Source organism: Nocardioides sp., assembly GCF_035547795.1.
In the GTDB taxonomy this organism is placed as follows: Bacteria; Actinomycetota; Actinomycetes; order Propionibacteriales; family Nocardioidaceae; genus Nocardioides.
Genome location: NZ_DASZUF010000187.1, coordinates 1 through 11,220 on the forward strand (window position 1 = coordinate 1; position 11,220 = coordinate 11,220).

Sequence of the window (11,220 nt, forward strand, 5' to 3'; positions counted from 1 at the left end):
CGCGAGCACGGCCTGGTCGGGCTGCCCAGCGCCGACCTCGCCCAGCTGATCCAGGACCTCACCGAGCAGATGAAGGGCGCCGCCGCCGAGTTGCAGTTCGAGGTCGCGGCCAGGCTCCGCGACGAGATCGGCGACCTGAAGAAGGAGCTGCGCCAGATGATGGAAGCGACGAAGTGAGAGCTCGCGGCCGCGTGCGCGGGTGTTCGGCGTGATGGATCTGCGCTGGTTCCGGGCGGCGGTGGGCGGAAAACTGGCTAGCAATCGTCGCCACACGCCGGCCGCATGCCCGCCCCGCTAGCCAGTTGTTCACCGCCACCAGCGCCACGCAGCACGAAGAGCGACGGGAGTGAGGGTGAGGGCTGCCCCGCACGTGAGCGATCACACGGTCTCAGGCCCGCTTGCGGATGCGAGGCGAGCCCTCTGTGCGCCGTAGAATTCGGACGTGACCTCGACGTCCACCAGCCCGCGCGCGTGGCTGGTGTGGGGAGTCGGGGTCGCGGTCTATTTCGTGGCAGTGTTCAACCGCACCAGCCTCGGCGTGGCCGGGCTGATGGCCAACCACCGGTTCGGGATCTCGGCCGCGCAGCTGTCGTTCTTCACGATGCTGCAGCTGGTCGTCTACGCCGGGATGCAGATCCCGGTCGGCCTGATGGTGGACCGATTCGGCTCCCGCCGGGTGCTGATGACCGGCGCGCTGCTGATGACGGTGGCGCAGACCGGGTTCGCGCTGGCCACGACGTACCCCGAGGCGCTGGTCGCGCGCACCTTCGTGGGCGCCGGCGACGCGATGACGTTCATCTCGGTGTTGCGCCTGGTCGGCCGCTGGTTCCCGTTGCGCCGGATCGCGCTGGTGACCCAGCTGACCGGCAACGTCGGCCAGGTCGGGGCGATCGTGGCCGCCATCCCGCTGTCGTGGATGCTGATCCACCTCGGCTGGACCCCGGCCTACTTGGCGGCGGCGTTCGCCGGCCCGGTCACCATCGTCGGCGTCCTGCTCTTCCTGCGCGACGCCCCGCAGAGCCGCAGCCTGCGCGGTGAGTCGCTGCCGCTGCGGGCGCTGGGCGCCAACATCCGAGCCGCGTGGGCGCAGCCCGGCACCCGGCTGGGCTTCTGGGTGCACTTCACCACGCCGTTCAGCTCGAACGTGCTCGGCTTGCTGTGGGGCTACCCGTTCTTCGTCAAGGCCGAGCACGTGTCCGCCGGCGCGGCCGGCGCGCTGCTGACGGTGCTGACGCTGGTCGGCCTGGCCTCCGGCCCGCTGATGGGCTACCTGGCCGGGCGACACCCGTGGCACCGCTCCACGATGGCGCTGTGGGTCGTCGCCAGCATCGTCACCGTCTGGACGGTCGTGCTGGCCTGGCCGGGTCGCGCGCCGCTGTGGCTGCTGTTCCTGCTGGTGCTGGTCGTCGGCTTCGGCGGCCCCGCCTCGATGATCGGCTTCGACGTCGGCCGCACCAGCAACCCTTCGCACCGGCAGGCGAGCGCCAGCGGCATCATCAACGTCGCCGGCTTCGTGGCCGCGCTGATCACCGTGGTCGCGATCGGCTTCATCCTCGACTGGCGCACCCCGAACGGCGCCGGATACACCGGCAGTGCGTTCCGGTGGGCGATGTCGTTCCAGTACGTCGTATGGGCCCTCGGCCTGGCCATGATCCTGCGCCAGCGGCGCCGAGTCCGCACCCGCGTCCGCCGCGCCGACGTCGATGCCGGCAACACCATGGTCGACGCGTCGCTGCTCAAGCCGGCGCGTTGATCTGACGTTCGGCCGACAGTGAGCCGGGCGGGAGCTGGGCGGGTACTCTCGGCGGACGTGTCCCACCTCGCGATCCAGCCGCCGCGTCGGCGGTGGTGGATCGCGGGCGGCATCGCGGTCCTGATCCTGGTGGTCGTCGCGGTCATCGTCGGCCTGACCCGTGGTGGCTCCGAGGCCGACCCGAGCGCTCGCCGCATCCCGACGGCCTCCGCCTCGCGATCCGGTGTGGCCGGCCCGTCGGCCGCCCCGAGCCCCAGCGCTCCACTGCCGATGAAGGCACCCCACAAGCCTCGGCTGCACGGCCGGCCCACCGTCGGCGCCAAGGTCACCGCACGGGTGCCACGGGCGTGGCCGGATGACGTCGCGCTGAGCTACCAGTGGCTCGCCGACGGTACGCCGGTCGCCGGCGCCACCTCCAGGACCTATCGGCCCAAGCGCGGGCTGGTCGGAGCCCGGCTGGCGGTGCGGGTCACCGGCAGCCGGCCCGGGTACCGGCAGGTGAGCAAGACCAGCGCGCCGGCCACCGTCCTGCCCGACAACCCGCTGACCGGCGGCCGGTGGGGCGTCTACCGCGGACCGTGGAACGGCATCTATCCCGCCTATCAGCGCGCTACCGGCACCGACAAGACGCTGCTCGGCCGGATCGCACTGCAGCCCCGGATGATCTGGTTCGCGGCGAACATCCCCACGTCCCGGATCGGCGCCGACGTCCGCGACTTCATCGCCCAGCAGCAGGACGGCGACCCCAACACGCTGGTGCAGATGGCCGTCTTCCGGCAGTGGCCGCGCGAGGAGTCCGGCCGCGGCACGCCGCTGAGCCGCGCCGAGCAGCAGGACTACCGCGCCTGGGTCGACCAGGTCGCCGCCGCGATCGGCGACGCCCGGGTCGCGATGGTGCTCGAGCCCGACCTGGGGCTGGACGCCGTACCCAACGATCCCCACGACAAGCGAACCGCCGACCCGGCGACCCGGCTCGGCCTGGTGCGCTACGCCGCGCAGCGCTTCGGCGCCCTGAAGAACACCACCGTCTACCTCGACGCCTCTGACGCCGACTGGCTCTCGGTGGCCAAGGAGGTGCCGCTGTTGGAGGCGGCCGGCATCCAGTACGTGCGCGGGATCGCCCTCGGCGCCACTCACTACTCCAGCGTCGGGGACAACATCGAGTACGGCGCCACGCTGGTCCGGGCGCTCGCGCAGGCGGGCTACCGGGACAAGCACATCGTGATCGACACCGCGGACAACGGCCGCCCGTTCACCTGGGCGCAGTACTACGCCAAGCACCCGCACGGCGACTTCGACAACGCCGAGCCGTGCGGCTCGACCGGCGAGACACGGTGCGACACCCTCGGCATCCCGCCGACCACGAACGTCACCGACCCGCGCCTGGATCTCACCGCGGAGCAGACCAGGAACGCGCAGCGGTACGTCGACGCCTACCTTTGGTTCGGGCGGCCCTGGCTGGTCCGTCAGGCCTCGCCGTTCTCGCTGAGCAGGTCGCTGCAGGTGGCCCGGACCACGCCGTTCCAGTGACGGCGGGGGAGCGCGGCGGCGGGGAGCACGACGGCACACCTATTGAGCCGGCCCGGGATCAGGGGCAGGATCGGGCGGGTGGCGCAGCATGTGGAGACGGACCTGACCATCATCGGAGCCGGCCCCACCGGCCTGTTCGCGACGTACTACGCGGGCTTCCGCGGGATGCGGGTGGCGGTCGTCGACTCGCTGCCCGAGCTGGGCGGCCAGATCACCGCGATGTACCCCGAGAAGCAGATCCTCGACGTGGCCGGCTTCCCCAGCGTCAAGGGCCGCGACCTGGTTGAGGGGCTCGTCGAGCAGGCCAACACCGCCGATCCGACGTACCTGCTCGGCAACACCGCGGTCGCCCTCGAGGGGGACGACGAGAGCCTGACGGTCACCCTGGACGACGACACTCAGGTGACCAGCAAGGCGCTGCTCATCACCGCCGGCATCGGCACCTTCAGCCCGCGCCCGCTGCCGGCCGGGGAGGGCTGGCTGGGGCGGGGGATGGAGTTCTTCGTGCCGAGCTTCGCGCCGTACGCCGGCAAGGACGTGGTGATCGTCGGGGGAGGCGACTCCGCCTTCGACTGGGCGCTGCATCTGGAGCCGATCGCGCGCAGCGTCACGCTGGTGCACCGCCGCGACGCCTTCCGTGCCCACCAGCGCACCGTTGCCCAGGTGCGGGCCAGCGGCGCTCGGATCCTGACCAACGCCGAGGTCGTCGAGCTGCGCGGCGCCACCACCGTCGAGGAGGCCGAGCTCAAGGTCGACGGCGAGACGATGGTCATCCCCACCCAGGCGGTGGTCGCGGCGCTCGGCTTCGTGGCCGATCTCGGCCCCCTGCAGAGCTGGGGGATCGAGACCGCGAAGCGCCACATCGTGGTCGACCAGACCATGCGCACCAGCCGGGAGCGGGTCTACGCCGCCGGTGACGTGACCGACTACCCGGGCAAGGTCCGGTTGATCGCGGTCGGCTTCGGCGAGGCCGCCACGGCCGTCAACAACCTGGCTCCGGTGGTCGACCCGCACGCTCACGTCTTCCCAGGCCACTCCAGCGAAGGCTGAGTGGAACGTGATCTAATCTTGGAGAACCTACCGGCGGGTACCTCCCGCGCCACGGACGGATCTCGGCAACGAAGGGACGTGACGGATGCGGGTCGCCCTGCTGTCCTACCGCAGCAAGCCACATGTGGGAGGACAGGGTGTCTACCTCCGCCACCTCAGCCGCGAGCTGGTCCGGCTCGGACACACCGTCGAGGTGTTCTCCGGCCAGCCCTATCCGGAGCTCGACGAGGGCGTGGGCCTGACCAAGGTCCCCAGCCTGGACCTGTACGGCGAGCCGAAGCCCTTCCGCAACCCGCACCCGCGCGAGTTCCGTGACCGCATCGACGTGGAGGAGTGGCTGCGGATGCGCAGCGGGGCGTTCCCCGAGCCGCTCACCTTCTCCAAGCGCATCGTCAAGGTGCTCGCCGAGCGCGTGGACGACTTCGACATCGTGCACGACAACCAGGTCCTCGGCACCGGCATGCTTCAGATCGAGAAGCTCGGCCTGCCGCTCATCACCACGCTGCATCATCCGATCTCCTTCGACCGGCGCATCGACTTGGCGGCGGCGCCCTCGCTGAAGAAGCGCTTCGGGGTGTGGCGGTGGTACTCCTTCGTCCGGATGCAGGCCCGGGTCGCGCGGCGGATGCGGCTGATCCTCACCCCGAGCGAGGCGTCCAAGCGGGACATCGCCAAGGACTTCGGCGTCGACCCGGCGCGGATGCGGGTCATCCTGCTCGGCGTCGAGGAGCGCTTCGTGCCGCCGGTCAAGCCCCGCGTTCCCGGCCGGATCCTGGCGATGGCCAGCGCGGACGCCCCGATGAAGGGCATCGGCACGCTGCTGGAGGCGTTCGCCAAGCTGCGCACCGAGCGCGACGTCGAGCTCGTGCTGGTGACCAAGCCCAAACAGGGCGGCCGCACCGAGCAGCTCATCGAGCGGCTCTCCATCGGCGACCACGTCCGGTTCGTGCACGGCGTCGGCGACGACGAGCTGGTCGAGCTGATGGGCAGCGCCGAGATCGCCTGTGTGCCGAGCCTCTACGAGGGCTTCTCGCTCCCGACCGCCGAGCTGATGGCCTGCGCGACGCCGCTGGTGGTCTCGCGCGCCGGCGCGATCCCGGAGGTGGTCGGCCCCGACGGGCTGTGCGCCGACCTGGTCAGGCCGGGCGACGTCGGCGAGCTGACCGCCGCACTCGCGGCCCTGCTCGACGATCCCGCCCGCCGGGCCGCGTACGGCGCCCGCGGCCGCGCCCGGGTCGAGGAGCTCTTCAGCTGGCGGTCCGTGGCCGAGCAGGTGGCCGCGGCGTACCAGGACGTCATCGACGCCTATCGGGTCTCGACAGACTCGACCACCGAGGAGAAGTGATGCTGACCGTTGACTTCGACCGCCTGGGCCTGAAGGCCGGCGACCGCGTGCTCGACATGGGCTGCGGCGCGGGTCGGCACGCCTTCGAGATGTACCGCCGCGGTGCCGACGTGATCGCCTTCGACCAGGACACCGCCGAGCTGGCCAAGGTCCAGGAGTGGTTCTGGGCCATGAAGGAGGCCGGCGAGGTGCCCGAGGGCGCCAGTGCCGAGATCAAGGAGGGCGACGCGCTCGCGCTGCCGTTCGCCGACGGCGAGTTCGACCGGATCGTCGCCGCGGAGGTGCTCGAGCACATCCCCGCCGACATCCAGGCGATCGCCGAACTCGTCCGGGTGCTGCGGCCGGGCGGCACGATGGCGGTCAGCGTGCCGCGCTGGTTCCCGGAGATCGTGAACTGGAAGCTGTCGGCCGACTACCACAACGTCCCCGGTGGCCACATCCGCATCTACACCGCCGAGGAGCTGACCGACAAGGTCACCAAGGCGGGGATGGTCTTCGACGGCAAGGACTACGCCCACGGCCTGCACTCGCCGTACTGGTGGATCAAGTGCGCCGTCGGCGTCACCAACGACGACCACCCGCTGGCGAGGGCCTACCACAGGCTCCTGGTGTGGGAGATCGTCAAGCAGCCCGCGGTGCTGCGGTGGGCCGGGAAGGTCCTCGACCCGGCCATCGGCAAGTCGATGGTGCTCTACTTCACCAAGCCCACCGCGGCGCCGAGCGCCGGGCCGAAGTGATGGTCCCGTACGTCGAGGGCGTCCTCACCGCCGCGCAGGTCCGCCAGACCGCCGCGTCGATCGCGGCGATGCAGGAGGCCTCCGGCGCGATCCCGTGGACGGTCGGGGAACACGTCGACATCTGGAACCACGTCGAGGGCGCGATGGCGCTGCTCGTCGGCGGCGAGGTGGCAGCGGCCGAGCGCGCGCTGCTGTGGGTGCCGACGCTGCAGCGGGCCGACGGCTCGTGGCCGATGAAGATCGTCGACGGCGTCGTCGAGGACGAGCGCGGCGAGGTCAACATGTCGGCGTATTTCGCGGTCGGCCTGTGGCACCACTGGCTGATCCGGCGCGACCGGGCCTTCGTGGCGCGGCTGTGGCCCAGCGTGCGTGCCGGGCTGGACTGGGTGGTCTCCCTGCAGCAGGACTGGGGCGGCATCTGGTGGACGCCGGTGGACGAGTTCTGCCTGCTCACCGGCTGCTCCTCGATCCATCACGCGCTGCGGGCCGGCGTGGCTTTGGCGGAGTTGCTCGACGACCCGCAGCCGGAATGGGAGCTGGCCGGCGGGCGGCTGGGGCATGCGCTGCGGCGGCATCGTGACTTGTTCGCGGACAAGTCGACGTTCTCGATGGACTGGTACTACCCGGTGCTCGGCGGCGCCGTCCGCGGTGAGGCGGGTCGCGAGCTGCTGGCGACCCGGTGGGCGGACTTCGTCGTACCCGGGCTGGGGATCAGGTGCGTCGACACCAACCCGTGGGTCACGGGCGCGGAGACGTGCGAGCTGGCGATGGCCCTGGACGCGATCGGCGACCACGAGCGGGCGCGATCGCTGCTGGCCGACATGCAGCACCTGCGCCACCCCGACGGCTCGTACTGGACGGGCTGGGTCTACGACGATCCGACCTACGACAACGACAACCCGGACGTGTACTGGCCGCACGAGCAGACCACCTACACCGCCGCGGCGGTCATCCTGGCGGTGGACGCGCTGGGGGAGCGGTACGGCGCCGCCACGGCCGGCTCGGGCATCATGCGCGGCACGTCGCTGCCCCCGGGCTTCGCCGAACTGGCGCTGGAGTGCGGCTGCGACCCGGTCTCAGACCCGGCGTAGCACCCGCATAGACCCGAGCGCCTCGACCTCCTCGAAGCGGCCGCTGGCCAGCGCCGGCAGGTAGATCAGCTCGTACGGCGGGCGGCCGCCGTCGGCCGGGTCCGGGAACACGTCGTGGATGATCAGCAGGCCGTCCGGCATCACGTGCGGCGTCCAGCCCTCGTAGTCGTCGCGCGCGGGCTGCTCGCCGTGTCCGCCGTCGACGAACAGCAGGCTGAGCGGAGTGCTCCACCATCGGCTGACGGTCCGGGAGCGGCCCACCACGGCGACGACGTGCTCCTCCAGCCCGGCGTCGTGGACGGTGCGCCGGAAGACCGGCAATGTGTCCATCACGCCCAGGTCGGCGTCGACCAGAGTGGCGTCGTGGTGCTCCCAGCCGGCCTGGTTCTCCTCCGAGCCGCGGTGATGGTCGACGGTGAACACCGTGCCACCGGTCGCCTGCGCGGCGGCGCCGAGATAGACGGCCGACTTGCCGCAGTAGGTGCCCACCTCGAGTGCGGGGCCGAAGGGCAGCCGCTGGACGGCGTACCGGAAGAGCAGAGCGCCCTCCTCGGGCGGCATGAAGCCCTTGGCAGCCAGCGCGTGGGCCAGCAGGTTCGGCGGCATCTGCGGAGGCGGTGCTGTCACCCGGTGAGCGTAGCTGTGAGAGGAGAGCTGCCCCCGGCGGGACACGGCGGCCGGGGGCAGCTCCACCTTCACCTGGGTCCAGTTGTGGGGACGGGACCGGGCCAGACGGTACGCCGCCGGCGCCTGCTGTGGGCGGAATCACCCATCCTGGTGTGATCGGGCTAGACCGGCATGGTGCCGACAGACGTCGGGCTCAGCAATGGCTCTCGGTCGGATCGCGGCCGAGTAGCCGGTCGGCGAGCAGGGCACACCAGGCGCCGGCGGCCGGCCCGCCGTGGCCCGGGCCGGCCGACTCACCGGGGTGCTTGACCCACAGCCGGCCGTCGAAGGCGCCCCGGAACACCAGCCGCGGCGCGGCCCCGACCCGGGCCTGGACCGGGTTGCACCAGTCGCTGCCGGCCGGGGCCGGGTGGGCGCCGTTGCGGGAGGTGTCGACGACGTAGTGCACACCGTGCACGCCGAGCCCGCGCAGCGCGCGGACGATCCGGCGGGCGTATCTCTTCTCCGCGCCGGTGGGGCGGAAGTTGGAGACGTTGGTGGAGAAGCCTCGTGCACGCGCCACGCCGGCCCGCTTCAGCCGCGTGGCCATCACCCGGGGCGACACCCACGTGCTGTGTCCGGCGTCGAGGTAGACCCAACCACCGGCCCGGGCGAGCCGCTTGGTGGCCCACCGCAGCAGCCGGGCGCGGTGCCCCTGGCCGCGACAGGCGCCGAGCTGGGGGAGCGCGTCGGGCTCTAGTACGACGAGCGTGCGGGTGCCGGCGAGCCCGGCGGCGACCTGCCTGATCCAGGCCCGGTACGCCGGGCCGTTCGTCAGTCCGCCCGCGGAGTAGTCGCCGCAGTCGCGGGCCGGGATCGCGTAGATGGCCAGCTCGGGCGTGCGGTGGGCGGCAGCTGCCGCGTCGACGTAGCCGGCGACCGCCCGCCGGACCTGTCCGGTCGGGATCGAGCTCGTCACCCATCGTGCGGTGGGGCGCTTCGCCAGCGCGGTGTACGCCGGGCCGGCCGTGGCCGCGGTGGTGGAGGGGTCGGCGTAGCCGGGCGGAAGCCGGCGGGCCGCGGCGTACCCCTGGCTCGCGGTGGCCACGACGAGGACGGCGAGCAGGGCCGCCAGGGTCCGAGAAACGCGCGTCACCCGGCCAACCTACCCGTGGGTCAGGCTGCGTCGACGGGACGAATGACACGCCGGTGACCCCCGATTTGGCGCGCTGTGGGGTCTCGGCTAATGTTCTCGTCGTCGCCGAGGCGAGGGTCGAACCGGAAGGGGAGGGCCGAGCCGAGGAGTCAAGCGGACGTAGCTCAGTTGGTAGAGCGCAACCTTGCCAAGGTTGAGGTCGCGAGTTCGAGCCTCGTCGTCCGCTCTGAGGTGCACAGCCTCCGCGGTGGGTTGGCCGAGAGGCGAGGCAACGGACTGCAAATCCGTGTACACGGGTTCAAATCCCGTACCCACCTCCAACCCACGAAAATTCAAGAGCCCGGACGATTGGCGCAGTGGTAGCGCGCTTCCTTGACACGGAAGAGGTCACTGGTTCAAACCCAGTATCGTCCACCAGCACGAAGCCGCCTCTGACCTGCAAAGACAGGTCAGAGGCGGTTTGCGTTCCGGCAGTGTGAGTACCTGGCGCCCGGCTGACGGGGAGCGGCTATTCGGCCGCGGTGCCGAGCAGGTCCGCCACCAGGCCGTCGAGGTCAAGGTGGTCGTTCTCCGTGCCGACCGGCACCACCGCGAAGGTGCGGGCCAGGAAGGTCTGCAGCTCGTACGTGCTGGCCTGGGTGACCAACCGGCCGTCGGGGGAGCAGAAGTCGAGGACGGCGACCGCGCGGGCGTCGTCGTCGATACTGGGAAACACCTTCACGTCGCCCTCGCCGGCGGGCGCCGCCAGGCCCTGCAGCAGCAGCGTCCGGGCCACGATCCACTCGACGTCACCGGTGGCGGAGTGGAACGTCAGCGTGACGGCGTAGGGATCGCTCTCGCGGTAGCCGAGGGTGGTCGGCACTTCGACCTGGCGGCCCCACGGGTCGACGCAGACCAGGGTGATGTCCTGGGACAGGGCCGGGGTGGTGGGCTGCTGGGTCATCTCTCGCTCCTCGTCGCTGGTGTCGCCAGTGAGACGTTTCCTTCCGTTACCCATGACGCGGGTTCCGCAATGTGATTCATCAGGAAGAACGAGCGGAGGCGGAGGACGGTACGGCGAGGCCCGACCGCGGCGTAGACCACCCCCGACCTTGGTCCCATCGGGGCGCGCCGAATGTGAGCTCGGCGGCGGAATGCGCTAGTCTCGGCGAGCGCTCGCAACGAGTGCCCCGGGCGATTGGCGCAGTGGTAGCGCGCTTCGTTCACACCGAAGAGGTCACTGGTTCGAACCCAGTATCGCCCACCAGCAGAACGCCCCCGACCGGCCGAAGAGCCCGGTCGGGGGTGCTGCTTTTTTCGCTGACGAGTGTTCCGCTCGACGGCCGATCCGCTCGCGCGGAAGTCGTCACGTCGTCACCCTCGCGGACGGGCATCCGTTGGGCTTGCGTTCACCCATCGGCTCTTGTGCTCGCTCCGTCCAACCCCCTAGGATGGCGCAGAATGTATAGTACGATTTACTGAATCTGACGAACGGGGTTGTGGTGATCGTTCCGCTGATTGGGATGCCCGAAGGCGCCGAGTGGCTGGTCATCCTGGCGATCGTGGTGCTGGTGTTCGGTGCCGCGAAGCTCCCCGACCTCGCCCGTGGCACGGGTCAGGCGCTGCGCATCTTCAAGGCCGAGACCAAGGGCCTGCGCGATGACGACAAGGACGAGAAGGGCGTGCCCGAGCTGGAGGCGAGGAAGGCTGACCTCGAGGCTCGCCAGGCCGAGCTGGACGCGGAGCGTCGCCGGCTCGGGAGCGGCGAGTCCGCCTGATCGAGAGACCAGGCCGTGTCCCTGACGGGCGTCGTCGACCTTGTCCGGGGCACGCCTGTCCATCCGGTCGGCCCCGATGGCCGGATGGCGCTGTCGGATCATCTGCGTGAGTTGCGTGCGCGGATCATCAAGGCGGCGCTGGTCTTGCTGATCGGGTTCATCGTGGCGTTGTTCTTCTTCGACCAGCTGTTCTCG

General features: G+C 70.9%; 12 protein-coding genes and 4 tRNA genes. 13 read left to right on the forward strand and 3 right to left on the reverse strand.

What is annotated here, in order from left to right; genetic code table 11:
- The 7 genes from VHA72_RS13860 to VHA72_RS13890 all read left to right on the forward strand — a co-directional run.
- The coding region (locus VHA72_RS13860; protein ID WP_325576212.1) for a UvrB/UvrC motif-containing protein at positions 1 to 177 on the forward strand (177 nt) is incomplete at its 5' end.
- A 265-nt stretch (positions 178 to 442) separates the two neighbouring features.
- Positions 443 to 1,753: an MFS transporter gene (locus tag VHA72_RS13865; RefSeq protein WP_325576190.1), complete on the forward strand. Its 1,311-nt coding sequence runs from the start codon at positions 443 to 445 to the stop codon at positions 1,751 to 1,753.
- A 57-nt stretch (positions 1,754 to 1,810) separates the two neighbouring features.
- Positions 1,811 to 3,283: a glycoside hydrolase family 6 protein gene (locus VHA72_RS13870; RefSeq protein ID WP_325576192.1), complete on the forward strand. Its 1,473-nt coding sequence runs from the start codon at positions 1,811 to 1,813 to the stop codon at positions 3,281 to 3,283.
- 78 nt (positions 3,284 to 3,361) lie between these two features.
- A complete protein-coding gene (locus tag VHA72_RS13875) occupies positions 3,362 to 4,333 on the forward strand; it encodes an NAD(P)/FAD-dependent oxidoreductase (RefSeq protein WP_325576194.1) in 972 nt (323 codons plus the stop codon).
- Between the two features lie 85 nt (positions 4,334 to 4,418).
- Positions 4,419 to 5,678, forward strand: coding sequence for a glycosyltransferase family 4 protein (locus VHA72_RS13880; protein WP_325576196.1), 1,260 nt, complete (start codon positions 4,419 to 4,421; stop codon positions 5,676 to 5,678).
- Positions 5,678 to 6,415: a class I SAM-dependent methyltransferase gene (locus VHA72_RS13885; RefSeq protein WP_325576198.1), complete on the forward strand. Its 738-nt coding sequence runs from the start codon at positions 5,678 to 5,680 to the stop codon at positions 6,413 to 6,415. The genes VHA72_RS13880 and VHA72_RS13885 overlap by 1 nt, the downstream gene beginning before the upstream one ends.
- Complete coding sequence (locus VHA72_RS13890) at positions 6,415 to 7,506, forward strand: prenyltransferase (RefSeq protein ID WP_325576200.1); 1,092 nt, start codon at positions 6,415 to 6,417, stop codon at positions 7,504 to 7,506. Before VHA72_RS13885 ends, VHA72_RS13890 begins: the two co-directional genes overlap by 1 nt.
- Here the strand turns inward: VHA72_RS13890 and VHA72_RS13895 are convergent.
- Together VHA72_RS13895 and VHA72_RS13900 are read right to left on the reverse strand one after the other, a co-directional pair.
- The gene (locus tag VHA72_RS13895; protein WP_325576202.1) at positions 7,492 to 8,133 is read right to left on the reverse strand and encodes a class I SAM-dependent methyltransferase; all 642 of its coding nucleotides are present in this window, start codon (positions 8,131 to 8,133) and stop codon (positions 7,492 to 7,494) included. The genes VHA72_RS13890 and VHA72_RS13895 overlap by 15 nt on opposite strands.
- A gap of 193 nt (positions 8,134 to 8,326) precedes the next feature.
- A complete protein-coding gene (locus VHA72_RS13900) occupies positions 8,327 to 9,268 on the reverse strand; it encodes a glycoside hydrolase family 6 protein (RefSeq protein WP_325576204.1) in 942 nt (313 codons plus the stop codon).
- 153 nt (positions 9,269 to 9,421) lie between these two features.
- Here VHA72_RS13900 and VHA72_RS13905 point away from each other — a divergent pair.
- The 3 genes from VHA72_RS13905 to VHA72_RS13915 all read left to right on the forward strand — a co-directional run bounded on the left by VHA72_RS13905 (position 9,422) and on the right by VHA72_RS13915 (position 9,685).
- Positions 9,422 to 9,494: transfer RNA gene (locus tag VHA72_RS13905), tRNA-Gly, on the forward strand.
- 20 nt (positions 9,495 to 9,514) lie between these two features.
- A tRNA-Cys gene (locus tag VHA72_RS13910) sits at positions 9,515 to 9,588 on the forward strand.
- A gap of 22 nt (positions 9,589 to 9,610) precedes the next feature.
- Positions 9,611 to 9,685 (forward strand) — tRNA-Val (locus VHA72_RS13915).
- Between the two features lie 91 nt (positions 9,686 to 9,776).
- On the opposite strand, the gene VHA72_RS13920 is transcribed toward VHA72_RS13915, so the two are convergent.
- A complete protein-coding gene (locus VHA72_RS13920) occupies positions 9,777 to 10,211 on the reverse strand; it encodes an SsgA family sporulation/cell division regulator (RefSeq protein WP_325576206.1) in 435 nt (144 codons plus the stop codon).
- 228 nt (positions 10,212 to 10,439) lie between these two features.
- On the opposite strand from VHA72_RS13920, the gene VHA72_RS13925 reads away from it, so the two are divergent.
- The 3 genes from VHA72_RS13925 to VHA72_RS13935 all read left to right on the forward strand — a co-directional run.
- Positions 10,440 to 10,514, forward strand: a tRNA-Val gene (locus tag VHA72_RS13925).
- Between the two features lie 256 nt (positions 10,515 to 10,770).
- Positions 10,771 to 11,025 (forward strand): twin-arginine translocase TatA/TatE family subunit, encoded by a 255-nt coding sequence (locus VHA72_RS13930; protein ID WP_325576208.1) that lies wholly within the window; start codon positions 10,771 to 10,773, stop codon positions 11,023 to 11,025.
- A gap of 15 nt (positions 11,026 to 11,040) precedes the next feature.
- Positions 11,041 to 11,220 (forward strand): twin-arginine translocase subunit TatC (locus tag VHA72_RS13935; protein WP_325576210.1); only part of this gene is annotated, 180 nt, incomplete at its 3' end.